Below are 25,415 nucleotides of genomic sequence, written 5' to 3'. Positions count from 1 at the left end.
AAATTTGAATCAGTTTAGAGATCCGAATATTCCGAGATGCTTTGAGCCAGTCAGAGGTTCACTCTTCACAAAGTACGTCCCGCGTCCGCCACCTATTTAAAGTGGTTACTTCACTCAAGTAGTAAAAGATGAGATAAACACCGACGAGAGTCGGTTTTTTTATGCCTGAAATTTGAATCAGTTTAGAGATCCGAATATTCCGAGATGCTTTGAGCCAGTCAGAGGTTCACTCTTCACAAAGTACGTCCCGCGTCCGCCACCTATTTAAAGTGGTTACTTCACTCAAGTAATAAAACATGAGATAAACACCGACGAATATCATTTTTTATGCCTGAAGTTAACAGGGTTTGGATAATCTGAATACTATTCGCAGCCTTGCGCCAGCCAGACGTTCAACCTTAAAAAGCAGGTCCCGCATCCGCCATCTCTTTTTTGATGATAACAACTTACTTCACTTAAATTATAAAGCATGAGAACACACCCATGAGCATCACATTTATGCTTGAGATCTTCGGGTTTAGGTATCTACATAACTGTGTAGCTGTGATCCAGCCAAAAGGCCACTCTTCGTTAAGTGTGTCACGCTTGCATAGAGTCATTTTAGGTGTCGTATTTATCCAATTTTACGATCAAGCTATGGCATACACTTGTACCTAATATCAATTATGTTTTAAGGCGTAGGTAATGAATACAACTTATACGGGAGCCCAGTTAGCTCAGTTATATCAGAATATTAGACTGCAACATGAAGAGAGTGTGTTATTTGTTGAATGTGGATTTAAAGAAGCAACACTTGAGCAAGATAGTATTATCTCGGCATTAAAGAGCAAGTGTTTGACGCGGGCTCAATTAGATACTGTGAAGCCTTTCTTTTTACTAAAGAATATTGATATTAAAGCCCATGTAAAAGTCAAAAAAAGGTTCTTTTTTTGGCGGTGATCAGGCATATTGCCAAGTCATTGTGTGCTTTAGGAGTTGCGACGTTGGTGCGTGCTATTTATTTTAATTTTACTCTCTTAATCATGTTGTTTTTATGTGCGCAAGAATCAATAGCGATAGAGGTTGGTGCACAGCAGCCACAGACATATTTACCGCTTTTACAAGATAAGCGGGTTGGCTTAATTGTAAATCAATCTTCTTTAGTTGCTGATGATCACTTGGTTGACTTTTTATTAGCACAAAATGTTAATGTTGTTAGGATTTTTTCGCCCGAACACGGTTTTAGAGGCGATCAAGATGCAGGCGCGTATATTGACAATAGTGTTGATGCGAAAACAGGAGTGCCTATAGTATCACTTTATGGAAAGCAAAAGCGCCCAAGCAGAGATGTGCTCGTTGATTTAGATATACTTATCTTTGATATTCAAGATGTTGGCGTTAGATTTTATACCTACATTAGCACGATGCATTATATGATGCAGGCCGCAAAAGAGTACCAAAAAGCGTTTATCGTATTAGACAGGCCAAACCCAAATATTCAGTATGTTGATGGGCCTATCTTAGACAAAATATATAGCTCGTTTGTAGGTATGCATCCAATTCCTATATTACATGGTATGACGGTTGGAGAACTGGCCTTGATGATAGAGGGGGAAGGGTGGTTATCTGGCACCAATGACCTAAACCTCAAGGTTGTCCCAGTAGCAAACTATGATGTGCTCGATGAATATATTTTACCTGTTGCGCCCAGTCCTAATTTACCAAATCAACAGGCGATTTATTTATATCCATCATTATGTTTTTTTGAAGCGACAGCGGTATCGGTAGGGCGAGGTACCGACTTTCCTTTTCAAGTGTATGGACATAACCAAGTTAAACTGGGCGCATTTTCTTTTTCACCACGATCAATTATTGGTGCAGCACGTTTTCCAAAATTAGAAGGCGAACAGGTATGGGGTCAGGATCTGCGTCAAAGCAAGCTAAAGGGATTTGACTTAACATGGTTTGTTGCGGCATATAGTGCATTTGCACAACATAACCAACGGTTTATCACATCACCTAAGTTTTTAGATAAGCTAGCAGGGACTAATCTGATTAGGCTTGGTGTTGAGCAAGGGTTAAAGGCACATCAAATAGAAGCTATTTGGCGTCAGGAAGTGGCAGAGTTTAAACTGCAAAGAGCGCCTTATCTATTATACAAAAGATGAGGCGCCTGGTACATGAGACTAGATGTTTAACATATCGCTCATGTATTCATTGGAGCGATCTGCACGTCGCTGCCAATGTAGGTTTGATTGTGCCAAGGAAATAAACAGCACGTCAATTAAGTAACCTAAAGAAGCACGAGTCAATACTGCTGAGTGTTTAACAGCTTCTGCTTCTTGAATACAGTACAAGCAGCTGTCTGCATAAGTTGCCAGCTCGCTGTGGCCATATCGAGTGAGCGCTAGAATTTGACACTCGTTGGCTTTAGCTTGCTGAGCAAGTTTGACGATACTTTTAACTGTTCCTGAATTACTAAGGCAGATAAATAAGTCATCTTTGCCCATAGTGGCAATGTAACTCGATGCGCTCAGTTCATCAACGTGTGTGACTGCACAAACACCTAGCTTTTGTAACTTTAAAGTTAGGTCTTGAGCCATTGTATGCGTTGAACCAATAGCGCATACCATTACTTTTTTCGCGCCTTTGATTGCTTGCACAGCTTGCTCAAACAATTCTGGTGTATTTAACTTGCTGGTTGCAACAAGTGTTGCTTGTTGGTTTGCGATCAGCTTTTCAGAGATATGTGCAATGGAATCATTTTGTTCTATCTCATTTGATAGCGGCGTATCTTCTTGTGTTTGTTCATTTAACGCATCTACAACAGCTAACTTAAATGCTGGAAACCCTTTATAACCTAGTTTCTGAGCAAATTTAACAACACTTGACTGACTAACACCTGCTGACTTTGCGAGTTCGATGGATGACAGGCCGCGAATTTTTGCTCCTGATTTCAACGTAAAGTCTGCCAATTTAGCTTCACTTTGTGACAGTGAAGGCTTCAAGGCCTTTATTTTTACAAAAGTAGACATGAGGATCACCTGGTAACTAAAACTAACTTAAACTGTCCATATTATAGGTTCAATTGGAACGTTGCGATAGATTGTTTCGGAATATTATTGCGTTTTTTGATTTATGCGGCTCTGCTATGGGTACTATTGTTGCATTTGTGAATTTATATACCCGAAATAGAAGGTTTTTTTAAATAAGTGTTTAAGCTACCATGGTTATAAATTACGCATGTATGATGACAATATTAAGTATGAATTTACGTTTTAGCTACTGTTATCAGCGCTTTTCAACTAAATGAAAACAAGAAAAGGAAAGCTATGTCTTGGTATTCTATTTTGCCCCCACTTATTGCAATAGCCGTTGTTTTTTGGCGAAAGGAAGTGATTGTCGCCTTAATATTAGCTTTACTATCGTCAGAATTTTTACTGGTATTCATTAAAGGTGAGCAATCTATCTTCGTTACATTTATTAATAGTATTGAACGAATAATTGAGGTAGCAACGTCAGCTGGGAATAGTCGGATTTTAATTTTTAGTATCGTGATTGGGGCGTTATTGGCATTTATCCGAGAGTCTGGAGGTGTATCGGCAACAGTACAAAAATTGATGCGCATTGGGATTGCAAAAAATAAAAAACAAGTGGGCCTATTGACCATGTTTACAGGCACAGCTGTATTTATCGAGTCGAATATGAGTGTGCTTACTTCTGGCATTGTTGCACGTGGTTTATTTGATAAGTTCAAAATGAGTCGAGCACGGCTTGCTTACATTATAGATAGTACCAGTGCACCGGTTTGTATTTTGATATTGCTTAATGGCTGGGGTGCGTTTGTTTTGGGTCTGCTGAGTAATTATGAACTTGAACAGTCAGCTGTCAGTGTGTTGTGGGGCAGTGTCACTTTTAACTTCTATGCCATTATTACGTTGATAATCGTGCTCTACACTATTGTGTTTGATAAGGTTCATGGTCCGATGAAAGTTGCTGAGGATGAACTTAAACAGACTCAAGTCGAATTAGATACAGGACCAAAAGCCTCACGAGCCCGGTTTATGTTAGTGCCGCTTGGTGTACTTATCTTTGGCATGATTGGCTTTATGTTGTGGACGGGCGATGGCGTGCTTGCCAGCGGCAGCGGTTCTAAATCGGTATTATATGCGACCGTGTTGGCATGTGCGGTTGCTTATTTGATGTTACTTACAGGCCGCCAATTTACGCATCATCAATTGATTGATATCGGCTTTAAAGGCATGGGGGAGCTATTGCCCTTGGTGAGTATTGTTTTGCTATCTCTGACTTTAGGGGCAAGTCTAAAGGAGTTGGGAACGGGGGTGTTTGTGGCGCAACTTGTTGGTGACTACTTACCCCTGTATCTGATCGTGCCTACCTTGTTTTTAACGGGGGCAGTAATGTCTTTTACGACGGGGACATCTTGGGGTACATTTGCAATACTGATACCCATTGGTGTACCGTTAATTCAAACGTTGGGCTTGCCGCCTTCGCTGGTTATCGGCGCGATTTTAAGTGGCGGTATTTTTGGCGATCATTGCTCACCTATCTCAGATACCAGTGCTGTATCTGCACTGGCGTCTGGCTGTGATTTATTAACTCATGTTAAAACCCAGCTGCCGTATGCCCTTGTCGGGGGCGCTTTGGCCTTGGTTGGGTTTATTATAGCGAGTGTTGTCTTGCTTTAAGGACACGCATAGAGGTTTTTGCCAGTGGTTGGGGCGGCAATATTAATTAACTGTCCCGACTGGTTTTTACTCAATGCCAATAACTGACCTTGTTCGTATTCAAGGATATTATGTTTAGGCACACCCAGCTCTTCGAGTAAATCTTTTCGTACTTCTAATAAAGTTTGATTCTGACAGTCCGCGATGAACCATACATCTTTCTCTGAATGCACTAATTGGCCGTAAAACTGGCGTACAGTCATAAGTGTTTCTTTGGACCCCGCCAGCGTGTCGTCAAGCTTTGCTTTTTGCTGTGCAATGGTGGTTTGGTATTGTCCCTCGACGATATTGTGTGTCTCAACAACTTGATAGTGCTGCGCTGAAAAAGAGTGAGGGTCAACCTGTGCAAGGAAGTTTTCAAAGTCGGTCATTAAGCCTTGTAAAGTCAGGCTGCCTACTAATGCGACAAGGCAGCATGAACTTGCCCACATGGAGGTTCTTAACCAAAATTGCCTAGTGTGCTTACGGTTTTCGAGTCTACTTATTCTTTTTAGCCGTCTAACCTGTTTTGGGTTCATTTTATTTAGTCTTTTCGATGCCGAATACGCTTGCTGGAGATCGTTTATTCTGGGTTTTGAGTCACTCATTTTAGCTCTCCTAACATGTGCTTCAGTTGTTGCTTGGCGTATCTCAAGCGTGTTTTGACTGTTTCAGGGTTTGCAGTGGTGATCTGGGCAATCTGTTTGAGTGAGAACCCTTCTAATTGTAAGCAAACGGCTTCTTTTTGGGCGTGTGGTAGTGCTTTAATCGCATTGTATAACTGCTCATTGCAAGCGTAATTGAAGTTGCTATCGCCATCTTGTGTGCAGATATCGGTTTCGTTGCTATCACATATAAACTTATTTTGTTTGCGAAATTCATCAATTAAGGCATTACGTGCAATTTTGAATATATATGCTTTGGGCGTACTATTGCTTTGGTAGTATTGACGCTTTTCTACAATGGCTAGCCAAGTCTTTTGGCATATATCCTCTGCGGTCTCTGGGTCGCTTTGCGTGCATAAATAGTGGTAAAGATCAGGGTTAAAATTATCAATTGCCTGTTCTAAATACCGATTCTCACCGCAGCGTTTAAATTCGTCTAAGGGATCATGTGCTTCAGTTTTGTCTTGGATGAACCAATTTTTTATCGCAAGTAGCATATTCTCTCCGTGTTTTATTTCTTATTTACACCAGAATCTATATCAGTAGCCACTGAGCTTATACTCAGCGGCCATGTACAAGTTTGCTTACTTGTTCAAATTAAACTCTAACATAACTGACTGCCCAGGTTGAACTACGGGTTTGCCATTGATGACTTTTGGGCGATATTTCCAACGCTTCAGCGCTTTGAGTGCTGCGCGGTTAAATACTCGTTTGGGCTTGGCATCAATAACCTGCGCATCAATTACTTGTCCGTTAGGCGAAATGCTAAACGCTATTTTTACCCAGCCCTCTACGCCATCTCTTGCCGCTGCGGCTGGATATGTTGGCTCAATTCGTACAATTGGCGCTGCGCCACTGTCACTCATCTGCAATGTGTTTTGCATTTGAATTGGCGATGATTCAACACCCGAAGAAATATTGATCTCTACCGCTACACCTGTGGTTTCAGCGGGGGGCGTGTTCGGTTTAGGTGGTGCTTTTGGCGCAGGTTTTGGCGGCGGAGGTAAAACTTGGCGCACCTTTACGGGAGTATCCTCAAGGTCTTGAGAAATGAACACGTCCAAAGTGGGTACAGGCTCTGGGACAAACACCTTTTCTTGGCTAACTAATTGCTGCATGAAAGCGAACAAAGAAAATGTAACGCACAGGGCACCAATAAAAGATAAAACAAGTTTGTTTAATGCTTTATAAGGCGCTGGTACTTTGAAATCAGTCATTGTAGTCATCATAGTTTCCCCTTCTTTTTGCTAGTAAAACGCGCTAGGTCAAAAAAAGGGGTGATATATTTTTTATTTTCTTTTTTAACTGATTAAAATGCCTCTAAGTCGCTTAATAGGAAATGCCATGCAGTTACAAGATATCGATAAATCAAGATATAGAAAGCATCTAAATTGGGTCATTGGCCTGTGCATAGTCAGTTTAACCGCAGGAAGCTTGGGTATTTCTCAAGTACTCATTCACCTTTTTCCAGATAGTGATGGTAGTCACTTTCATTGGAATCTTTTGGGGGTGTTGGTAACTTGTGCGGTGATTGCTGCTGCCCTGAAAAAAGTAAAAAATCACCCATTTATGGCTGAGGTTGTTTATGTTTGGGAGCTAAAACAAGCACTGAATAAAATTACAAGAAAAATGCCAAAACTAAAAAAGGCGGCTGAACAGGGCAATCCAAATGCTATGTTAGCAATCCAATATAGTTACAGCGGGTCTCGTCAGTTGTGGCATTTAGACGATAACACCATCACCATGGAAGAGCTATCTCTATGGCAGGCTGAACTAGAGGGGTTAGCGCAGGCACATAACGTTACCTTAGATATCGAGTTGTATGATGAGCGCATTTTACGTGAGTTTTAGGCCGAGTAATAAGTAAACTGGTTTTTGGTCGTTTTTTTAATTGAGTACATGGCGACATCCGCACATTCGACCAAGCCTTTTAAATTGTCGGCATGCTCAGGAAAATGTGAAATGCCAATACTAACACCTACATGTAATTTTAGCTTGTGCTTGTTGTGCTCAAAGATAAAAGGGGTATTTACAGCATCAAGGAGTTTAGTGGCAATGGCATTAATGGTGTATTTGTCTGACGTTTTAATTGCGATGACAAATTCATCACCGCCCCAGCGGCATACTAGGTCATTGTTTGAGACAATGTACGAAATACTTTGGGCAACATGCTTCAATACTTCATCACCGGCATTATGCCCATAGATGTCATTGATAGGTTTAAACTCATCAAGGTCCAATAAAAGTAGGCTAAACTCAGTATTAGCATCAATCCAGTCAAGCAAAGTCAGCTCTGCACCGTAGCGATTATATAAGCTGGTTAAACTGTCTCTCTGTGCGCGATGGCTGAGTTGATTGATCATGGTTTTTCGAGAGGTAATATCGGCTAAAAAAACTTGAAAGTACCACTGTCCATCACTTTCTGTGTTGAGGATGATCATACTGAGCCAAACAGAAGACAAGGTGAGTGGATTGGTAAATTCAAACTCAGCCTGCATAACTTGTTTTTGTTTTATGCTATTTTCGGTGAAGGTGTACAAAATATCTGGAGTCTTACAATATTGCCCTAAGTTGTCAGGAAAGCGCTCTTCGCTGTCCACACCCATACCCGCTAACAAATCTTTAGCTGCATCATTGACGAGAGAAACATCTCCTTGCTCACGTACCAATAGCGTTGGTGATGAACTGCGCTCAAACATCAAGCGAAATCGTTTTTCGAGCTGTTCAATCTCTAACCGCAAACTACGTTCTTGTTCAAAGAGCATTTCGGTGTTGCTAAGCATTGCGTTGATACCTTTGCCTATCTTACCTATTTCACTCTGCTTATGGGCGTCATGTATATGGATCCGATTAGCGCTTCCAGGAGTGATACTCGTTAATTGATGGCTTAAGTAGCCCAGTGGCTTTGAAACCAGTAAAAAGGATAAAACGGCAAATAACAACAGCATGGGAATGACCACAATGAGCAAGGTTTGTACTGAGGAAAATGCAATGCCTTTGGCGTTTTGACGTATAAATTGGGTGTTCGGCACGACATGAATGAAGCCAATGTTCTCTTGCAGAATAAAAGGGTTAGGCAGGCTAAAAGTGAGCGCTTCTCGCTCGTTAAATAAGATGCTTTTGGCGAGCACTGTACTTTGGTTGGTCAAGGCGGCTGATTGAATAATGTCATTGCTCACCAAGCCATTGACAACTTCATTGGCTAAATCTTTGTCTTCAAGATAAGCAGCAATCGATGCAGTTGAGGAGACGGTTTGGCTAATTTGCAATACGCTGTTGTCTGAGCGCTCAAGCTCAGTTTCAAAAATGTAGTTGTAATATAGATACGCGTATACAGCAGAAAATAAAAAAGTTGAGATGCTTAAGATCAGCATCAACCTTACTATTAAGCTTTGTTTACTTAGCAAAACGATACACTACTTTTAATTCGTCAGTTACGGCAGTTGCCGGTATGTAGGCAATTGCACTTGGGGTTGTTGTTACTTTATCAATTATAGCGTCAATTGTTGGATATGCTTGAGGAGGTGATGCTTTACCACTGAATTTAACGCGTGACCAGTACGCGTTTACTTGCGATATGCTGCGCCCAGTTAGTGCTTCAAAAAATACTCTACGTAAGTCATGCTCTTTTTTATAGTCCAACGTCACCGCGATATGACCATTTGGAAAGGCGAGGTATTTGCCCATATACATATCAATTAACTGTCGCTTTTCTATACGCTCGATTGGGTTATGTTTATTTACCACGATGACTATCTCACTTTGTGCCGCTGCGCTGGTACTCCAACCATATAAGCAGAGAATCAACAGCCCGATATTTTTGCAGAGTCGATACATTAGAACACCCAGTTTAGGCTGATACCCAGCGTGTTAAATGAGTTGTCAAAATCACCGCTTTGCAAGTTACGATGTAAATAAAAAGCAGAGGGCAAGCTATCTATAGCTGTGTGTTCTAATTGCACTTTTACTGCGAGATAGTGATTAATTTCCGTTCTTAGGGTGAGTGAAAACGTATTTTGGTCGACGAGATAAAAATTAGTATGTCGGATCAGCGTGTTGTATAAAAGGTCTAGCTCTGGGGTTGAAACCAAGGGGCGTTGTGGCGTCCTATTGTTGGATTTGGCCTGTGCTAGGGTGGCCATTAAAGTATGGTTTTCATAATAGATGCCAGCACTGATATAGCCTGCAGTGAGCGCTTTCAGTACTTGAGAGTTTGAGTCTATGTACGACACTTCGCTTTGTAAAAACCAGCGACTATCGTCGTATCGTGTGCCGATAGCGGAATAATTGAAGCGCTTTCCTATGATATTTAAGGAGTCAAGCAAGGCTGATTTTTGTGGCCAAATTTGATCAGGAACCAAGGCTAATGCAGCTTGAAGTTGTTTCTGTTGGTCGTTTTCGTTGCCTGATTGTGTGGCCGTATAATTTGCCCTGAAAGTCCAATCATAAGATTGCCATTCGATAACCAGCCCATAGAGTGACTTTAGTTCTACATCCCAAAAAAAGCCTTCATCACTGATAATTGGTGCTGTAGATTTGCCAGCGAAGAACTTACCACTGATCAACCCCTGTTTCAGGCGACGGGTATACTTTATGTCAATCCCATCTAAGTTCTGGTGTGGGACAATGGCATAAAACTCTGTAGGGGGGTGGTTATAGGTATAAGTATATCCAATGTCACGGTGTTCGGTCATCATGAACAAGTCGAGGCCTGTTCTGCCAACTCTAAGTTGCCAATTGCCATTAAAAGAATGACGTAGAAAGGCCATTTGAATGATGTTATCTAAATTTTGTTCTTCGTTATCTTTAAAGAGTGCTTGTCCGACAAACTGAGTATTTTTACTTGCTTGCCACTCAACTTGTGCACCTAATGATGAGTTAGTGAAGCCGAATTCGTCTTTATAAGTCGCATGAGGCTGAGAGATATGCTGCCTAATTCCGGCAGTATCTGAATCTGTAACCGTTAATCCTATGGTGGCAAAGCCATCGAGCTTCAATTGCTCGGCTGCACCATAACAAGGAAGAAGTAAAAACAGTATAGTTAACAGCCTCATCGGCGACCCGTTATTGCTACCAGCAAACTATCTATGTGGATAAAGACTAGCGCTTATGTACACATTTACCAGTTTTGTGTATTTTGACTTGTAAAATGGTACATTTGTCACCATATAGAGTGATATATGCATATTTGTGATAATATCACATTTTTAATTAGGTATTTTCTAGTCGTGGCTGAAGTTAGAGCAAGAGTCGAGCTGAATGTAGGGCAGCGTAGTCATATTCCTGCAGAGATAGTATCTTTTGAAGGACTTAAAGATGGTGAAGAGCATGTTGCGTTAGTATTTAATGGTGCAGATTCTAAGCAAGAAGTGCCATTGATCAGAATGCACTCAGAGTGCTTAACTGGGGATGTTTTTCATTCATCTAGATGTGACTGTGGTGAGCAGCTTAACGAATGCATAGAAGAAATGCATCAAAGTGGTGGTGTTTTATTATATTTGCGACAAGAAGGTCGAGGCATCGGCTTATATAATAAAATTGATGCTTATGTATTACAGTCTCAGGGAATGAACACCTATGAGGCCAATAACCATCTGGGGTTTGATGACGATTTACGTGACTTTTCAGATGCTGTACTCATGCTCAAGGCCTTGGGACTCAATCATGTAAAGTTGATGACAAATAATCCGCGTAAATTGAATGCACTGCGTAATGCCGGTATTGAAGTTGAAAGCGTTGTCGGTACTCAGGCACATGTGAAAGTCGGCGACTCTGGAAATCGCAATTATTTAGAGACGAAAGTGAAGCATGGCTCTCATATGTTGGATATGGAACAAATAAAAAAATCTAAGTAGCCAAATAAGGTTTGATTTGCTGTATTGAATGGACTTTAACAATAGAGCGAATCAAACACTGAACATGTATTTTATTTTGTATTTCACTATTTTGTTGCATTTAGTCACGATAAGCCCCATAAACTTCCTTTCAAGTACTCTTTCGAATCAGTATAATTAGAGCGTTTTATAACTAAGTTAATCATTTATGTCTGCAGATTTTCAAAAATTCAAAGCGAGTTTTGGGGTGAGCTGGTTTAAAGCCGGATGGGCGGTGTTTAAAACTCAGCCTTTGACTTTTATGATGATGTATATTTTTATCGTCATCGTAGGACTATTCCCATTTGTTATTCCCAACCCTATCATTCAGATGATGTGCGCGCTGGCTGGGCCTTTTTTAACGGTTGGTTTTTACAATGCTGCGCTAAATATACAAGCGGGTAAATCCATTATGCTGGCCGATATTTTAAAACCGTTTACCACAAAAGGCCGCAGACTGAATTTGTTTCGTTTAGGTCTTTATCAATTGGGTGTCGCGCTTATTTTGGGTGTATTGATGAGTTTGTTGTTTGAACCTGTGACAAGTGCGCTGCAAAACCACACCCCAGATCAAGATATGCAAATAGTCATTGAGCAGATCGCACAAGCGATTAGCTTTTCGGACATTGCTATTTTTATTGCTTTGCAATCGCTTGCGATGATGGCGTTTGCCTATGCTCTGCCGCTAGTATACTTCAAAGAGCAGGCGAATATCTTTGCTGCGATGAAGGAGTCGTTGAGCGTGTTCTATCACAATATGGCGCCATTGACAGTCTATGGTGGTATTGCCGCGTTGTTGATCATTCTATCAACGCCGCTATCACTTGTGCCGTTAATTTTCATTATGCCAATATTGTACATTGGTTTTTTTGTCTCTTTTCAGGCAATTTTTGCAACGCAATCATCTCAAAGTGAAGATGGCCCAAGTCAAGGGAATAAATCACAAGATGATAAAGACAGCGTGACTCAATCAGGCCGGTTTGACGCTTGATGGATGATAAAGAAAAACAAAAACTGAAAAATTACGCAGTTTGGTTGTTATCTAGGCAAGAGTATTCACGTAAGCTACTTGGTCAAAAGCTCCGTCAAAAAGGCGCGACAGATGAGTATGCTGAGTCACTTATTGAGTGGCTCTGTGACATCGGGTATCTAGATGACTTAAGACACTGTGAAAGTTATCTCAACCGCCAACTAGCCAAGGGGTTAGGCGAAAAGCGGGTAATGATGGATGCGATAAATAAAGGCGTTGATAAGTCGCACTTAACGCAACTTATCGAACAAAGAGAAATTGATTGGTTTGCCGTAGCTCAACAAACCTATGAGAAGAAATACGGTTACTCCACAAAACAATTAGATTATCAAGAAAAGTCAAAGCGCGTTCGATACATGATGTATCGTGGCTTTAGCTATGACCAAATAGATTTTGCTATACAATCGCAAAGTGAGAGTTGATTTTTGATAACTTCCTTTGTGGTTTACAGCACACAGCAGCAATAAAGGGTGAATAATCACATGCAGCACATGACTACCGCACAGATTAGGCAAAGCTTTTTAGACTTCTTTGCTAAACAACACCACCAAGTGGTGCCATCAAGTTCTCTAGTTCCAGGGAACGATGCCACACTTCTGTTTACTAATGCAGGTATGGTGCAATTTAAGGACGTATTCTTAGGTGCGGAAAAGCGTCCATATAACCGCGCGACGAGTTCGCAGCGTTGTGTACGTGCTGGTGGTAAGCACAATGACTTAGAAAATGTGGGTTACACAGCGAGACACCACACATTTTTTGAAATGTTAGGCAACTTTAGTTTTGGTGATTATTTTAAGCAAGATGCGATTAAGTTTGCGTGGTCATTCTTGACTGATGTGATCAAGTTACCAAAAGAAAAGCTGTTAGTGACCGTGTATCACACTGACGAAGAAGCCTATGATATTTGGGCAAACCAAGTTGGTGTACCAGCAGAGCGTATCATTCGAATTGATACATCTGATAACTTCTGGTCGATGGGTGACACGGGTCCCTGTGGTCCATGCTCGGAAATCTTCTTTGACCATGGTGAGCACATTTGGGGCGGTCCTCCAGGCAGCCCTGAAGAAGATGGCGATCGTTTTATCGAAATCTGGAACCTTGTATTTATGCAATACAACCGCCATGCAGATGGAACGATGGAGCCATTACCGAATCAGTCAGTTGACACAGGTATGGGTCTTGAGCGTATTTCTGCGATTATGCAGGGCGTGCACTCAAACTATGAAATTGATTTATTCCAAGCTTTAATCAAGGCAACTGCTGCTGTGACCGGTGCGCAAGATTTAGAAGACAAATCTCTACGTGTTGTAGCCGACCATATTCGTTCATGTGCGTTCTTAATTGCCGACGGCGTAATGCCATCAAATGAAGGCCGTGGTTACGTGCTTCGTCGTATCATTCGTCGTGCAGTAAGACATGGTAATAAGCTAGGTGCACAAGGGGCATTCTTCCATAAATTGGTAGGTGCACTCGCAGAGCAAATGGGTGAAGCGTACCCTGAGCTAATTAAGCAGCAAGCAATCATTGAAAAAGTTCTACGTATTGAAGAAGAACAATTTGGCAAAACACTTGACCGTGGTTTGGCTATCTTAGAAGAGAATTTAGCTGGCCTTGAAGGGGATGTTATCCCAGGTGATTTGGTATTTAAATTATATGACACTTATGGTTTCCCTGCGGACTTAACGGCTGATGTCGCTCGAGAGCGCTTTATGACCATCGATGAACGTGGCTTTAAAGCAGCGATGGAAGCCCAGCGTAAGCAAGCGCAACAAGCAGGTAAATTCGGTGCGGATTACAACGAGCAGCTGAAGTCTGAGAAAGTCACTGACTTTAAAGGGTATGATGCTATTCAATATAGTGGCACCGTAGTGGAGCTATTCGCAGAAGGCGAAAGTGTCTCTGAACTAACTGAGCAGCAAAAAGGCATTGTAGTACTTGATCGTACTCCTTTCTATGCTGAGTCAGGTGGTCAGGTCGGTGACACGGGTGTTTTAAAAGTAGCTGGTGGCGAATTTGTTGTCATAGATACGCAAAAGTTGGGTAATGCGTTTGCACACCATGGTTATGTCGCAGGGCGTATCGGTATTAATGACAAAGTCGATGCGCAAATTGATGCACAGCGCCGTGAACGTATTAAGAAAAACCACACAGCAACGCATATTTTACATGAAGCACTTCGTCAAATTCTAGGTGAACATGTTGCTCAGAAAGGCTCATTGGTCATGCCTGATAAGTTGCGTTTCGACTTCTCACATTTTGAGGGCGTAACCAAAGAGCAACTGAGAGAGATTGAAACAACGGTTAACAATGAGATCCGTGCAAACTTTGCGTTAAATACCCAGCTAATGGATATTGAAGATGCAAAAGCGAAAGGCGCGATGGCGCTATTTGGTGAAAAGTACGATGATGAAGTGCGTGTTGTTTCAATTGGTGATTACTCAATTGAATTATGTGGTGGTACACACGTAGAGCGTGCTGGTGATATCGGCTTCCTAAAAATTGTCTCTGAAAGTGGTATTGCAGCAGGTGTACGTCGTATCGAAGCTGTGACAGGTGAAGATGCGGTGGAGTATGTTGCAGAGCAAGAGCAAGCACTGTCAGATATCGCTGCACTAGTAAAAGGCGATAGTGCAAGTGCGCTTGAAAAAGTGGCTGCACTAATTGAGAAAGCAAAAGGCCTTGAAAAGCAAGTTAGTCAGTTGAATGACAAGCTAGCAAGTGCGGCGGGTGCATCTTTACTTGAGTCAGCGGTTGACGTTAACGGTATTAAGTTACTTGTGGCTAATGTGGCAGGTACTGAGTCAAAAGCACTGCGCGGTATGGTTGACGACTTAAAGAATAAGATGGGCTCAGGTGTGATTGCACTGGGTGTTGCCAATGGCGAAAAAGTAAGCTTGATCGCTGGTGTCACAAAAGACTTAATTGGCCAAGTTAAAGCGGGTGAGCTAGTAAATCACATGGCAGCGCAAGTTGGTGGTAAAGGTGGTGGTCGTCCAGATATGGCACAGGCTGGCGGTTCACAACCAGAGAACTTGGAAGCTGCATTAGCAAGTGTTCCTGTATGGTTGAATGATAAAACGCAATAACCTGTGGCATTAATCGTAAAAAAGTTTGGCGGCACCTCGGTTGGCTCAATTGAGCGAATCGAGGCGGTCGCCGATTTGATCATTAAGGCTAAACAACAAGGGCATCAAGTTGTCGTTGTTGTGTCAGCTATGTCAGGTGAGACCAATCGCTTATTGTCACTGGCTAAGCAAATTGATGAGCGACCAAGCGCACGTGAATTAGATGTTTTGCTTACAACTGGTGAGCAGGTATCGATTGCGTTGCTTGCTATGGCTATTGTTAAACGCGGCCATTCTGCAGTGAGCTTGTTAGCTGACCAGGTTGGTATCAAAACGGATAATGTATTTGGCAAAGCACGTATTCAAAGTATTGATGTGGCGCGTTTGCAACAAGAGCTTGAGCATAATCGTATTGCGATTGTGGCCGGGTTTCAAGGCCGTGACTCTGAAGGCAATATTACGACCTTAGGTCGTGGCGGAACAGATACCTCTGCGGTTGAAATTGCCGCTGCAATTTGTGCAGATGAATGCCAAATCTACACGGATGTTGATGGTGTCTATACCACAGATCCGAGAGTAGAACCTAAAGCACGTCGCATGGATCAAATTACGTTTGAAGAGATGTTAGAGCTGTCGAGTTTAGGCGCGAAGGTGCTTCAGATCAGATCCGTTGAAGCTGCAGGAAAGTACAATATTCCATTGAGAGTTTTATCAACGTTCAAGCCCGATTCTGGCACCCTAATTAGCTATGAGGAACCTAAAGTGACAAGTAGGACTGTATCAGGTATTGCTTATCAAAAAGATGAAGCGTTAATTATTGTACGTAAATTACCTGAAACGCCGCGCTCTTTAGCAAAGGTTTTGTGTTTACTTGCTGAATATGACATCGAAGTGGACATGATAAGCCAAATTAATCATCAAGTTGGCAAAATAGACTATGCTTTAACTGTACACAGCAATGAGTATGCACAAGCGCTTGATGTATTAGACACCAACTTAACTGATATCGGTGCTTTGAGCGTAGAGGGCAATCAACAAGTTGCTAAGATCTCTGCTGTGGGTGTAGGCATGAAGTCTCATTCAGGCGTTGCAGGCATATTTTTTGACGCCTTGGCGAACGAAAATATTCATACGCTTTTAGTGTCGACATCGGAGATAAAAATTTCTGTTTTAGTAGAAGAACGCTACTTGGAGCTTGTTGTTAGGGCACTTCATGGTGCATTTGGCTTAGAAAGTCGTGAATAAGCAATTATTTTGCTTACTTTTACATGAACTTTTAATTAAAATGAACTTGACGCGGAATCTTTTAAATTTTGGAATAACAGGAGCAAGAGAATGCTAATTCTAACTCGCCGTGTAGGCGAAACCCTGATGATTGGTGATGAAGTAACAGTAACGGTACTAGGTGTTAAAGGCAACCAGGTTCGTATCGGCGTAAATGCACCAAAAGATGTTTCGGTACACCGTGAAGAAATCTACATGCGAATTCAAGCGGAAAAATCTAACCCGACGGGTAACATGTAATAAGTACGATGTTACCTATGTTCGAGAAATGGCCACATTAAAGTGGCTATTTTTTTGCCTGTTGCAATATAAAAGCATATGCATCTTGCTCTAGTGCTTGCTTAGAGATGTATTGACGATACTTTGCATGCTCTATTAATAGTCCTTTATCTGTTTCAATTACGTTATCAATTTCTTGCCAACTGAGCTCAAAAGCGCGATACGGGTTTTTAGCCTTGATCCCTTGTTCATCTATTTGTAAATGTACTTTCGAGCCACTTGCTCTGCTGACCATTTGCCTTGCAACCCACCAAGGGCGACGATAATAAAATGAGACCCCTTCAATGACCGCCAGTACAAATAAAAAGTTGCCAAGGTAAGCTTGTCCTAATAAGTAATGAGATAAAGCGCCCAATATCAACAAAAAGCTGATTAAGCCATATTTAGGCTTATGATGCTGACTTAGTGCGACTGATTCATCAAAGCATTCCTGAAAATATTGCTTATCTAGGGTAAATTCACTTTGAAACACGAGTATTCCTCAAGTTGACTAATCCCTAATTATACGATGTTCCCCAAGGTGTTTAAATCTGAAAATTTCATAAGTCAATTTTCGATGCCTCTATCTTTTAGGTTTGTACCCAAGTCACTATTTATGGTGTTTAACTTCAATTGCTGAGTATTTACTCTTGTTGCGATTTTTGATTTTTTTATTTAGGTAAGACCAATTTTTAATGGGCCGATATTAAACCAATTTTCATAACACCTTCCTTTTATTTAGTTATATTTAGCTTTTATATCTTGAGTATTTTTCATATTTATTTGGTGTTTTATGCTTTATTTTACCATTATTGATGATTAAGTGTGTGAAAAGAAAACAAAAACACTTATTGGTAATACCAATTTACAACCAGCTTTACATGAAGGATTTGTTTGATATGATGGTTGAATAAATATTTACAAAAGTTGCCTATCTATTTCTTGGTGCGGGTGGGTGTATACAAATAAATAACAATTAAGGGGGCGGAAATGGAAATCAGCGAATTGCTAGCGCAGGCTGCCAATCTTATGTTAACAGGCATGATTGGGGTATTTTTATTTTTATCAATTCTCATCTTTGCAGTAAAAGCGTTATCTAAGCTGGCTGCAACAGAACAAGAGTCTCAGCAACCTGCAACTAAAAAATCTTCAAAACCAGTATCAACAGGTGTGCCTGCGGCACATGTCGCTGCAATCAGTGCAGCAGTTTCTCAATTTAGACAAAAAAACTAAGGGGTATCTCATGTCAAAACTAAAACTTACTGAATTAGTCCTAAGAGATGCTCATCAATCTTTATTAGCAACACGCATGCGCCTTGAAGATATGTTACCGATTGCGGAAGAGCTCGATAAAGTCGGTTACTGGTCTGTAGAGTCTTGGGGTGGCGCAACATTCGATGCGTGTATCCGTTATTTAGGTGAAGATCCTTGGTATCGGATCCGCGCACTAAAAGAGGCCATGCCTAATACAAAGCAACAGATGTTATTGCGCGGCCAAAATTTGCTTGGATATCGCCATTATGCAGACGATGTGGTGGAGAAGTTTGTCACTCGGGCACATCAAAACGGCGTTGATGTATTCAGAATTTTTGATGCTATGAACGATGTTCGTAATTTGGAGACTGCGATCCGTGCTGCGATCAAGGTGGGTGCACATGCGCAGGGTACAATCTCTTACACTGTGAGCCCAGTCCATAACTTAGAAAGCTGGCTTAAGCAGGCGAAACAACTTGAAGAGATGGGCTGTCACTCAATTTGTATTAAAGACATGGCAGGGCTACTTAACCCATATGATGCAGATACCTTGATCTCTGAACTTAAACGAACTGTGTCTGTGCCTATTGCGATGCAATGTCATGCAACAACAGGCCTGAGCACAGCAACATATCAAAAGGCCATTGACGCGGGTATTGATATGCTTGATACCGCCATTTCTTCAATGAGTATGACGTATGGCCACAGCGCAACAGAAACACTCGTGTCGATTGTTGAAGGAACGAAAAGAGATACAGGACTGGACTTAGGTCAACTTGAGTCTATTGCTGCGTATTTTAGAGATGTCCGTAAAAAATATGCGGCATTTGAAGGCAGCCTCAAAGGGGTTGATGGGCGTATTTTATCTGCGCAAGTACCCGGCGGTATGTTGACGAATATGGAAAACCAACTTAAAGAGCAAGGTGCAGGTGATAAACTCGATGAAGTATTGAGTGAAATTCCTCATGTCCGTAAAGACTTAGGTTATATCCCTTTGGTCACACCTACATCGCAAATTGTCGGCACGCAAGCGGTATTAAATGTACTGACTGGCGAGCGTTATAAAACCATCACCAAAGAAACAGCTGGCGTATTGAAAGGAGAGTATGGGTCAACACCTGCTCCAGTAGACGAGCCGTTACGAGCGCGTGTTTTAGATGGTGTTGAGCCAATTACATGCAGACCTGCTGATCTGCTTGAGCCTGAAATGGACAGTTTGGAAGCCGATCTGCTGGCTAAGGCTAAAGCAGAAGGAATTGAGCTTGCTGAGGAAATTGTCGATGATGTACTGACTTATGCTCTGTTCCCTCAGATAGGCTTGAAATTCTTAAAAAATAGATACAATCCAGAAGCGTTTGAGCCAAGCCCAAGCTTAGTTGTTAACACGGCTGTTGAAAAAGCGGTTAGTCGCCCTGTGCCTGCTCGCAAACAAGAAAATGAGCGCTACAGCGTAAGAGTTGATGGCAAGGTCTACGATGTAGAAGTGTCTGCAGGTGGTGACTTGCAAGAGATTGCGGTGAAAGACAGTGAGCTGATGCCACAGTCTGCATCCGTTAGCTCAGGTGAAACACTCAATGCCCCCCTTGCAGGTAATATTTTTAAGGTGCATGCAAGACCAGGCGATGATGTTGTTCAAGGTGATGTCGTACTCATCATGGAAGCGATGAAAATGGAAACGGAAGTTCGTGCAACCTCGACCGGTAAAATCGCAGATATTTTAGTCTCTGAGGGGGATTCTGTCTCTGCTGGCGACGCGATTATTGAGATGGCATAGGAGCGCTTGATATGGATGGTTTGTTAAATTTATGGCAGGCAACTGGCATTGCTAACTTAACGTTTCCTGCGTTGTCTATGATAGCCGTAGGGTGTGGTCTTCTATATTTGGCTATCGCGAAAAAATTTGAGCCGCTTTTACTGGTGCCGATTGGTTTTGGTGCGATATTAACGAATATCCCAGTGGCAGCGCTGTCTGAGCCGGGTGGATTACTGTATTACGTTTATTATATCGGGATCGACAGTGGCATATTCCCCTTACTAATATTTATGGGGGTAGGTGCCTTAACTGACTTTAGTGCGCTAATTGCGAACCCTCGTATGTTGTTACTTGGGGCTGCGGCACAGTTTGGTATTTTCGCGACTTTATTTGGTGCTATTTTACTGAACTTTATTCCAGGGTTTGAGTTTACCTTACAAGATGCATCTGCCATTGCAATTATCGGTGGTGCAGATGGACCTACGGCGATATTTTTAGCGTCTAAGCTATCACCTGAGTTATTGGGCGCAATTGCGGTAGCTGCGTATTCATATATGGCACTGGTGCCTATTATTCAGCCACCCATTATGCGTTTATTAACGTCAGATGAGGAGCGTAGTATTGCTATGCCACAGTTAAGAGTCGTTTCTAAGAGAGAAAAGATTCTGTTCCCATTGATGGTATTGTCGTTGACTTTACTGTTTTTACCAGCTGCTGCGCCTTTGGTTGGTATGTTCTGTTTGGGTAACTTAATGCGTGAGTCTGGTGTGGTAGATAGGCTTAGCAATACAGCGCAAAACGAGCTGATTAATATCACGACGATATTTTTGGGTTTGGCGGTAGGTTCCAAATTAGCAGCCGACCAGTTTTTAACGGTAGAAACTTTGGGTATTTTGGTGCTTGGCGCGCTGGCATTTAGCATTGGGACGGCTTCAGGCGTTTACATGGCTAAAATTATGAACCGTGTTTCGTCTAATCCAATCAATCCATTAGTTGGGGCTGCAGGCGTGTCCGCGGTTCCAATGGCTGCAAGAGTGGTAAATAAAGTCGGTCTTGAGTCTAATCCACATAACTTTCTTTTAATGCATGCAATGGGGCCCAATGTAGCAGGCGTGCTTGGTAGTGCGGTTGCAGCAGGTATTTTGCTTGCGTTAGTCAATTAACAACACTCTCCAACCTTTAGTGGGGCATTTGCCCCACATTTTTCTTATTTATATTAGAGGCGCTTTCTTCTGGAAGCGCCTTTATTGTTATGAACGCAGTTTGCATTGAGCTAGTATAAATAACGGGCCAAGTGAGTTGGTCCATGTTATAAAATAGTCTGGTTGTAAAAGTTAGGGAATACCATGAACATTATTTTGATACTGGTTTGCTTGATTGCGGCGTTACTTATTCTGATCCCGCTTCTTGAGAAATATCAGGGAAAGCTTGGCTTAGATAAGGCGCAAAAATACAGTAAATATATCCTGCCTTTGGCGATGATAGGTATTGTGGTTAAACTTATCCATTCAATGGTTCAAGGGTAAAGTTGGGTTTGTTTGGTAAAGCCACCGCAGTGGCTTTACCAATAGGCGACTAAACGTTAATTGGCAGACTGTAAGTACTTTTGAATAAACTCTGTTGCTTTCATATAAGATTCTTCAAGCTCATCTCGAAGTTGAATTAATTGATCTGTCGTCATTTCATCTGTTTTACACTTTGACTCAAACTTTTCTGCGATAAGCGCAACTTGCTCAGCGCCAATTGTTCGAGATATGGATTTAAGCTGGTGACACGCTTCAATGATTTCATTTTGACTTGATGAAATAACCGCACCATTTATGTCACGGGCTAATTCGCTACTTTGCTCAAGGTACATTCTAAAGAAGCGCAGTCGCTTAGCGCTATCATCATTTACGTATTTGTTGAGCTGATCCATATTAATTGGCATATCATCGTTAGTTTGCTCTTGTGCAACTGATGAGGCGCTCGTTTCTTCTGCCTCTGCAACAGGCGCTTGCTCTTCTATTACCTCTGGTGTGTTTGGCTCGGCATGAGTAAAGCTTGGCATATCTAGTTGCATAGCCGATGTTGACGGCATTTCTATGTCATTACTCATTTGCTCTACTTGAGCAGGCTGGTTATCAGGCAGTTCCTGAGTAATCGGTTCATCTAAAATGGGCTGTGTTTGAGCGTTAGCGCTTTCAATGTCCGCTTGTGTCGGTGTAGCTGAGGTGCTAGGTGCTTCCGTCGTTTTGTGCCCAGAGACGTTTTGCCATTTGTCTAAGGTGGCTTCAAGCACATTTAGCTCAACAGGTTTTGTAATATAGTCGTTCATACCAGTGGCAAGGCAACGATCTCGTTCACCCTTAAGTGCATTGGCAGTGATGGCAATAATATAAGGCTGAGCGTTGATGTCTGGCGCATGCTCGGCAATATCACGGATCTTAGTAACCATGTCGTAGCCTGACATTTTTGGCATATGCAGATCGGTTAAGACAACTGCGTAATGTCCCTGTTGCCACATCTTCAAGCCCTCTTCACCATTTTCAGCAACCTCGACCCCATAACCGAGTAAATGAAGTTGATCCGTAAGTACTTGCTGATTTAGGACATTGTCTTCTACTAATAATACTAGTTTATTTTGAGCTTTAGCATCTTCAACATTTAGGTAGCTATTCATCGTGCGAGATGGCTTAAGCTGTTTTGGTTGATGCAAGCCAACCGCAACTAATACCGCAGTCATGAAACTGGTTTTACATAGTGGTGCTGCATTAAGGTAGAAAATATGACCGTGATTCAGCGCGGATTCGTCCATCGTACTCAATACAATCACTTGCTGATTATTATGCTCGATAGAATAAAGCAGGTCTCTTAATTGCTGATTGACTTTATCCATACCATCTAAGCCATCTAGAACCCAAACTACATCTTGCTCGTACTGGTGTTCGTCTATCTCGCTTGGATCAATAATGATGGCTGAGTTTGCACCCATGAAAGATAAATAGCGTGCCAAGATAGCCCGGCGGTTAGGGTTATGCGTAAAAGTAACTACCTTACGGCCGGCGAGCACACCCTTGTTGGCATACTCAACTTTCCCGCTGATGCTAAATGGAAGTTCAACAATGAATTCACTGCCCATGCCGATGTCTGAATTTACGTTGATAGAGCCTAACATGAGTTCGACAAGGCTTTTACAAATAGACAGCCCTAACCCTGTGCCACCATATTCTCGAGTTATGGAACCTTCTGCTTGAATGAAGGGGTTAAATATCTCCCTAAGCTGAGCTTGGGTCATGCCTTTACCATTATCGGTCACTTTAAAGCGCAGTGTGTAATGCTCAGATGTATTTTGTGCGACTTCAACAGAGATCTTTACAAAGCCTTGTTTGCTGTCATCAGTTGTGGTGAATTTGATTGCATTACTACATAGGTTGTAAAGCACTTGGCGAACGCGCACAGCATCACCGACTAAATTGCTCGGAATATCTGGGGCAATAGCAAGCTGCAGGTCCAATTTACGTTTTTTCGCAACAGAAGAAAGAACACGCGCCACTTCTTCAATGGTTTCCGATACAGAGAATGCACTACTGTCAATTTGTAGCTTACCAGCTTCAATTTTTGAGAAATCTAAAATGTCGTCCAATATCCCAAGTAATGAAAAGGCAGAATCACGAATAATGGTCGTCAATCGGTGTTGAGCACCATCTAACTCGGTTTGACGCAACAAATCTATGGTGCCAATGACCCCGTTCATAGGTGTTCTGATTTCATGAGACATAGTTGCTAAAAAGGTAGTCTTCGCTTCTGATGCGCGTTCAGCGTTTAAAGTGGCCTTTTCCAGCGCGAGTGTTCGAGCTTGAACTTCTGTCTCTAGGCTCGTTTGTAGCTGCCTCAATTCATGTTGAGATGCTTTGTTACCTTTTATGATATCGCGGATTTGATTGATTAGGCCATTAATACCGATAGCAGTAGAAGACAAGCCAAAACTCAGTTGCTCAGTAACATGGACATCGTAATCTTTCTTCTTTATTAGGTGTTCAAGCTCTGAGTTGAGTAAGTTAAGTTCTTTTGCCAACTTACCAACGATTTGCTTTTTCAAAAAGAGTGCAAACCCTATTGTGAGTAACAAAGCAACAAGGGCCAATGCATAACTTAACGGGTTACTGCTGGCGACAGTGGCTTTGGGCTCGCTATAAACTAACACCAGTTCACCAACCGGTATGTCATCTAGCGTCAATGGCTGATGAACAATTACTTTGCCATCTATGGTCAATTTAGTGCGTTGTTTGATAGGTGCGATAGGTTCATCATTTGATTGAAACACCAAACTCGGCTTGCCCATTCCACTGTCAGCATATAAATAGGCATCTATATTTGGGTTACCTGCTTTTACGGATGTCAGCATTTGCTTGGCGTAGTTGTAACCTAGCTTCATCATGGTATTACTCAGCGGGGCAGCCAAATCCTGAGCTTGCAGAGTAAGATCTGGTTGGCTATGTACGACGGTACTTTCTTGCTTTGGCCAAAGGTAGGCGCCTAGTGATGCAATACTAGTAATGATGAGTGTGATAAAAACAAACAGGGGCACGAAACCTTTGATCTGTGCTTGTGAAGATTTTTCCATTGAAATAGTCCGAGCAAGTAACTTTCAAATCAAGCTTTATAATAACTTAACATCCTACCACCTATAATGGATGATTTCTCCACGTTTTTACTTCTTTATTATTGCTACAAGAGGATCCTAAAAGAGGAATAAAGTATAAAAATCAGTCTTTAGTCAGTTATTTTTGTCAAATTTGCATGAATTGTGCGCAAACAAATTATATTGCAAAAAAATAGTTGACTTGAAAGGGCAAAACCCGTTTAATACGCCGCACGCCCAGATAGCTCAGTCGGTAGAGCAGAGGATTGAAAATCCTCGTGTCGGTGGTTCGATTCCGCCTCTGGGCACCATTTTTAGGTGCGCCGACTTAGCTCAGTTGGTAGAGCAACTGACTTGTAATCAGTAGGTCATCCGTTCGACTCGGATAGTCGGCACCATTTATAAATATGGTTTTGCATTGGAAATAAATCCAAGCTAGTTAGTTGTCCAGATAGCTCATTCGGTAGAGCTGTGTGGAATTGTATTAAAAATCCCTAGGGAGTTTTAATACGCGTAAAATTATTTGCCCAGATAGCTCAGTCGGTAGAGCAGAGGATTGAAAATCCTCGTGTCGGTGGTTCGATTCCGCCTCTGGGCACCATCTCTTAAAGATGTAAAATAAAAAATTTCACTAAAACGCTTTGCAAAGGCGGTTTAGGTTTTGAAGTGCATTATATGTATTTCAAACATGTATATTGTTTGCCCAGATGGCTCACTCGGTAGAGCTGTGTGGAATTGTATTCAAAATCCTCAAAGGGTTTTAATACACGTAAAAAATTATTTGCCCAGATAGCTCAGTCGGTAGAGCAGAGGATTGAAAATCCTCGTGTCGGTGGTTCGATTCCGCCTCTGGGCACCATTATTAAGTGTGCCGACTTAGCTCAGTTGGTAGAGCAACTGACT

24 protein-coding genes and 4 tRNA genes are annotated in these 25,415 nt (G+C 41.9%); 19 read left to right on the top strand and 9 right to left on the bottom strand.

Going from position 1 to position 25,415, the window contains the following annotated elements; translation table 11 throughout:
* Positions 1–483 precede the first annotated feature (483 nt).
* The 3 genes from QNM16_RS08115 (at position 484) to QNM16_RS08105 (ending at position 2,147) form a co-directional block, all read left to right on the top strand.
* On the top strand, positions 484–657 hold the full coding sequence (locus QNM16_RS08115; RefSeq protein WP_284020034.1) for a hypothetical protein: 174 nt from the start codon (positions 484–486) through the stop codon (positions 655–657).
* A 27-nt stretch (positions 658–684) separates the two neighbouring features.
* Entirely contained in the window at positions 685–939 is a 255-nt protein-coding gene (locus QNM16_RS08110; protein ID WP_284020033.1) for a hypothetical protein, read from the top strand.
* Positions 940–1,022: 83 nt separating this feature from the next.
* Positions 1,023–2,147 (top strand): exo-beta-N-acetylmuramidase NamZ family protein, encoded by a 1,125-nt coding sequence (locus QNM16_RS08105; RefSeq protein ID WP_284020367.1) that lies wholly within the window; start codon positions 1,023–1,025, stop codon positions 2,145–2,147.
* Between the two features lie 18 nt (positions 2,148–2,165).
* On the opposite strand, the gene QNM16_RS08100 is transcribed toward QNM16_RS08105, so the two are convergent.
* Positions 2,166–3,014 carry a MurR/RpiR family transcriptional regulator gene (locus tag QNM16_RS08100; RefSeq protein ID WP_284020032.1) on the bottom strand — a complete coding sequence of 283 codons (849 nt, stop codon included), beginning with the start codon at positions 3,012–3,014 and terminating at the stop codon, positions 2,166–2,168.
* Between the two features lie 297 nt (positions 3,015–3,311).
* On the opposite strand from QNM16_RS08100, the gene QNM16_RS08095 reads away from it, so the two are divergent.
* Positions 3,312–4,688, top strand: coding sequence for a Na+/H+ antiporter NhaC family protein (locus QNM16_RS08095; protein WP_284020031.1), 1,377 nt, complete (start codon positions 3,312–3,314; stop codon positions 4,686–4,688).
* On the opposite strand, the gene QNM16_RS08090 is transcribed toward QNM16_RS08095, so the two are convergent.
* The 3 genes from QNM16_RS08090 to QNM16_RS08080 form a co-directional block, all read right to left on the bottom strand.
* Entirely contained in the window at positions 4,685–5,314 is a 630-nt protein-coding gene (locus QNM16_RS08090) for a hypothetical protein (protein WP_284020030.1), read from the bottom strand. The two genes, QNM16_RS08095 and QNM16_RS08090, sit on opposite strands and share 4 nt — an antisense overlap.
* Positions 5,311–5,868, bottom strand: coding sequence for an RNA polymerase sigma factor (locus QNM16_RS08085; protein WP_284020029.1), 558 nt, complete (start codon positions 5,866–5,868; stop codon positions 5,311–5,313). Before QNM16_RS08085 ends, QNM16_RS08090 begins: the two co-directional genes overlap by 4 nt.
* Positions 5,869–5,955: 87 nt before the next feature.
* A complete protein-coding gene (locus QNM16_RS08080; protein ID WP_284020028.1) occupies positions 5,956–6,600 on the bottom strand; it encodes an energy transducer TonB in 645 nt (214 codons plus the stop codon).
* 115 nt (positions 6,601–6,715) lie between these two features.
* On the opposite strand from QNM16_RS08080, the gene QNM16_RS08075 reads away from it, so the two are divergent.
* Positions 6,716–7,222 carry a DUF3087 domain-containing protein gene (locus tag QNM16_RS08075; protein WP_284020027.1) on the top strand — a complete coding sequence of 169 codons (507 nt, stop codon included), beginning with the start codon at positions 6,716–6,718 and terminating at the stop codon, positions 7,220–7,222.
* Here QNM16_RS08075 and QNM16_RS08070 read toward each other — a convergent pair.
* The 3 genes from QNM16_RS08070 to QNM16_RS08060 are packed head-to-tail and all read right to left on the bottom strand — an operon-like array spanning position 7,219 to position 10,425.
* A complete protein-coding gene (locus QNM16_RS08070; protein WP_284020026.1) occupies positions 7,219–8,745 on the bottom strand; it encodes a sensor domain-containing diguanylate cyclase in 1,527 nt (508 codons plus the stop codon). The two genes, QNM16_RS08075 and QNM16_RS08070, sit on opposite strands and share 4 nt — an antisense overlap.
* Positions 8,746–8,767: 22 nt before the next feature.
* Positions 8,768–9,208: a type 2 periplasmic-binding domain-containing protein gene (locus QNM16_RS08065; RefSeq protein WP_284020025.1), complete on the bottom strand. Its 441-nt coding sequence runs from the start codon at positions 9,206–9,208 to the stop codon at positions 8,768–8,770.
* Positions 9,208–10,425 (bottom strand): hypothetical protein, encoded by a 1,218-nt coding sequence (locus tag QNM16_RS08060; protein WP_284020024.1) that lies wholly within the window; start codon positions 10,423–10,425, stop codon positions 9,208–9,210. The genes QNM16_RS08065 and QNM16_RS08060 overlap by 1 nt, the downstream gene beginning before the upstream one ends.
* Positions 10,426–10,599: 174 nt before the next feature.
* Here QNM16_RS08060 and QNM16_RS08055 point away from each other — a divergent pair, with 174 nt between their 5' ends.
* The 6 genes from QNM16_RS08055 to csrA all read left to right on the top strand — a co-directional run bounded on the left by QNM16_RS08055 (position 10,600) and on the right by csrA (position 16,863).
* Positions 10,600–11,226 carry a GTP cyclohydrolase II gene (locus QNM16_RS08055; RefSeq protein ID WP_284020366.1) on the top strand — a complete coding sequence of 209 codons (627 nt, stop codon included), beginning with the start codon at positions 10,600–10,602 and terminating at the stop codon, positions 11,224–11,226.
* A 187-nt stretch (positions 11,227–11,413) separates the two neighbouring features.
* Positions 11,414–12,235 carry a BPSS1780 family membrane protein gene (locus QNM16_RS08050; RefSeq protein ID WP_284020023.1) on the top strand — a complete coding sequence of 274 codons (822 nt, stop codon included), beginning with the start codon at positions 11,414–11,416 and terminating at the stop codon, positions 12,233–12,235.
* Complete coding sequence (locus QNM16_RS08045; RefSeq protein ID WP_284020022.1) at positions 12,235–12,696, top strand: regulatory protein RecX; 462 nt, start codon at positions 12,235–12,237, stop codon at positions 12,694–12,696. The genes QNM16_RS08050 and QNM16_RS08045 overlap by 1 nt, the downstream gene beginning before the upstream one ends.
* A gap of 60 nt (positions 12,697–12,756) precedes the next feature.
* Complete coding sequence (gene alaS, locus QNM16_RS08040) at positions 12,757–15,360, top strand: alanine--tRNA ligase (protein WP_284020021.1); 2,604 nt, start codon at positions 12,757–12,759, stop codon at positions 15,358–15,360.
* 3 nt (positions 15,361–15,363) lie between these two features.
* Positions 15,364–16,584: an aspartate kinase gene (locus QNM16_RS08035; RefSeq protein WP_284020020.1), complete on the top strand. Its 1,221-nt coding sequence runs from the start codon at positions 15,364–15,366 to the stop codon at positions 16,582–16,584.
* 90 nt (positions 16,585–16,674) lie between these two features.
* Positions 16,675–16,863 carry a carbon storage regulator CsrA gene (gene csrA, locus QNM16_RS08030; RefSeq protein ID WP_023399613.1) on the top strand — a complete coding sequence of 63 codons (189 nt, stop codon included), beginning with the start codon at positions 16,675–16,677 and terminating at the stop codon, positions 16,861–16,863.
* A gap of 46 nt (positions 16,864–16,909) precedes the next feature.
* Here csrA and QNM16_RS08025 read toward each other — a convergent pair whose 3' ends face one another.
* Positions 16,910–17,374, bottom strand: coding sequence for a YcxB family protein (locus QNM16_RS08025; RefSeq protein ID WP_284020019.1), 465 nt, complete (start codon positions 17,372–17,374; stop codon positions 16,910–16,912).
* Positions 17,375–17,871: 497 nt separating this feature from the next.
* Here QNM16_RS08025 and QNM16_RS08020 point away from each other — a divergent pair, with 497 nt between their 5' ends.
* The 4 genes from QNM16_RS08020 to QNM16_RS08005 all read left to right on the top strand — a co-directional run bounded on the left by QNM16_RS08020 (position 17,872) and on the right by QNM16_RS08005 (position 21,414).
* Positions 17,872–18,114 (top strand): OadG family protein, encoded by a 243-nt coding sequence (locus QNM16_RS08020; RefSeq protein WP_284020018.1) that lies wholly within the window; start codon positions 17,872–17,874, stop codon positions 18,112–18,114.
* A 10-nt stretch (positions 18,115–18,124) separates the two neighbouring features.
* Positions 18,125–19,909: a sodium-extruding oxaloacetate decarboxylase subunit alpha gene (gene oadA / locus QNM16_RS08015; protein WP_284020017.1), complete on the top strand. Its 1,785-nt coding sequence runs from the start codon at positions 18,125–18,127 to the stop codon at positions 19,907–19,909.
* 11 nt (positions 19,910–19,920) lie between these two features.
* Complete coding sequence (locus QNM16_RS08010) at positions 19,921–21,051, top strand: sodium ion-translocating decarboxylase subunit beta (protein ID WP_046354147.1); 1,131 nt, start codon at positions 19,921–19,923, stop codon at positions 21,049–21,051.
* 183 nt (positions 21,052–21,234) lie between these two features.
* Positions 21,235–21,414, top strand: coding sequence for a hypothetical protein (locus QNM16_RS08005; protein ID WP_284020016.1), 180 nt, complete (start codon positions 21,235–21,237; stop codon positions 21,412–21,414).
* A 56-nt stretch (positions 21,415–21,470) separates the two neighbouring features.
* On the opposite strand, the gene QNM16_RS08000 is transcribed toward QNM16_RS08005, so the two are convergent.
* On the bottom strand, positions 21,471–24,494 hold the full coding sequence (locus QNM16_RS08000; RefSeq protein ID WP_284020015.1) for an ATP-binding protein: 3,024 nt from the start codon (positions 24,492–24,494) through the stop codon (positions 21,471–21,473).
* Between the two features lie 253 nt (positions 24,495–24,747).
* On the opposite strand from QNM16_RS08000, the gene QNM16_RS07995 reads away from it, so the two are divergent.
* The 4 genes from QNM16_RS07995 (at position 24,748) to QNM16_RS07980 (ending at position 25,371) form a co-directional block, all read left to right on the top strand.
* A tRNA-Phe gene (locus tag QNM16_RS07995) sits at positions 24,748–24,823 on the top strand.
* Positions 24,824–24,834: 11 nt separating this feature from the next.
* Positions 24,835–24,910 (top strand) — tRNA-Thr (locus tag QNM16_RS07990).
* A gap of 127 nt (positions 24,911–25,037) precedes the next feature.
* A tRNA-Phe gene (locus QNM16_RS07985) sits at positions 25,038–25,113 on the top strand.
* Between the two features lie 182 nt (positions 25,114–25,295).
* A tRNA-Phe gene (locus QNM16_RS07980) sits at positions 25,296–25,371 on the top strand.
* Positions 25,372–25,415 lie beyond the last annotated feature (44 nt).

The organism is Pseudoalteromonas umbrosa (assembly GCF_030125375.1).
Lineage (GTDB): Bacteria > Pseudomonadota > Gammaproteobacteria > Enterobacterales > Alteromonadaceae > Pseudoalteromonas > Pseudoalteromonas umbrosa.
Note: the sequence above shows the minus strand (reverse complement) of the source record. Positions and strands in the feature narration are given on the sequence as shown.

Bases quoted from the DNA above. Each gene is read 5' to 3' on its own strand.
- QNM16_RS08100 (WP_284020032.1), bottom strand. From the start codon at position 3,014: ATGTCTACTTTTGTAAAAATAAAGGCCTTGAAGCCTTCACTGTCACAA.
- alaS (WP_284020021.1), top strand. From the start codon at position 12,757: ATGCAGCACATGACTACCGCACAGATTAGGCAAAGCTTTTTAGACTTC.
- QNM16_RS08065 (WP_284020025.1), bottom strand. From the start codon at position 9,208: ATGTATCGACTCTGCAAAAATATCGGGCTGTTGATTCTCTGCTTATAT.
- QNM16_RS08070 (WP_284020026.1), bottom strand. From the start codon at position 8,745: ATGCTGATCTTAAGCATCTCAACTTTTTTATTTTCTGCTGTATACGCG.
- QNM16_RS08110 (WP_284020033.1), top strand. From the start codon at position 685: ATGAATACAACTTATACGGGAGCCCAGTTAGCTCAGTTATATCAGAAT.
- csrA (WP_023399613.1), top strand. From the start codon at position 16,675: ATGCTAATTCTAACTCGCCGTGTAGGCGAAACCCTGATGATTGGTGAT.
- QNM16_RS08095 (WP_284020031.1), top strand. From the start codon at position 3,312: ATGTCTTGGTATTCTATTTTGCCCCCACTTATTGCAATAGCCGTTGTT.
- QNM16_RS08050 (WP_284020023.1), top strand. From the start codon at position 11,414: ATGTCTGCAGATTTTCAAAAATTCAAAGCGAGTTTTGGGGTGAGCTGG.
- QNM16_RS08020 (WP_284020018.1), top strand. From the start codon at position 17,872: ATGGAAATCAGCGAATTGCTAGCGCAGGCTGCCAATCTTATGTTAACA.
- QNM16_RS08060 (WP_284020024.1), bottom strand. From the start codon at position 10,425: ATGAGGCTGTTAACTATACTGTTTTTACTTCTTCCTTGTTATGGTGCA.
- oadA (WP_284020017.1), top strand. From the start codon at position 18,125: ATGTCAAAACTAAAACTTACTGAATTAGTCCTAAGAGATGCTCATCAA.
- QNM16_RS08085 (WP_284020029.1), bottom strand. From the start codon at position 5,868: ATGCTACTTGCGATAAAAAATTGGTTCATCCAAGACAAAACTGAAGCA.
- QNM16_RS08080 (WP_284020028.1), bottom strand. From the start codon at position 6,600: ATGATGACTACAATGACTGATTTCAAAGTACCAGCGCCTTATAAAGCA.
- QNM16_RS08075 (WP_284020027.1), top strand. From the start codon at position 6,716: ATGCAGTTACAAGATATCGATAAATCAAGATATAGAAAGCATCTAAAT.
- QNM16_RS08005 (WP_284020016.1), top strand. From the start codon at position 21,235: ATGAACATTATTTTGATACTGGTTTGCTTGATTGCGGCGTTACTTATT.
- QNM16_RS08105 (WP_284020367.1), top strand. From the start codon at position 1,023: ATGTTGTTTTTATGTGCGCAAGAATCAATAGCGATAGAGGTTGGTGCA.
- QNM16_RS08000 (WP_284020015.1), bottom strand. From the start codon at position 24,494: ATGGAAAAATCTTCACAAGCACAGATCAAAGGTTTCGTGCCCCTGTTT.
- QNM16_RS08115 (WP_284020034.1), top strand. From the start codon at position 484: ATGAGCATCACATTTATGCTTGAGATCTTCGGGTTTAGGTATCTACAT.
- QNM16_RS08090 (WP_284020030.1), bottom strand. From the start codon at position 5,314: ATGAGTGACTCAAAACCCAGAATAAACGATCTCCAGCAAGCGTATTCG.
- QNM16_RS08010 (WP_046354147.1), top strand. From the start codon at position 19,921: ATGGATGGTTTGTTAAATTTATGGCAGGCAACTGGCATTGCTAACTTA.
- QNM16_RS08045 (WP_284020022.1), top strand. From the start codon at position 12,235: ATGGATGATAAAGAAAAACAAAAACTGAAAAATTACGCAGTTTGGTTG.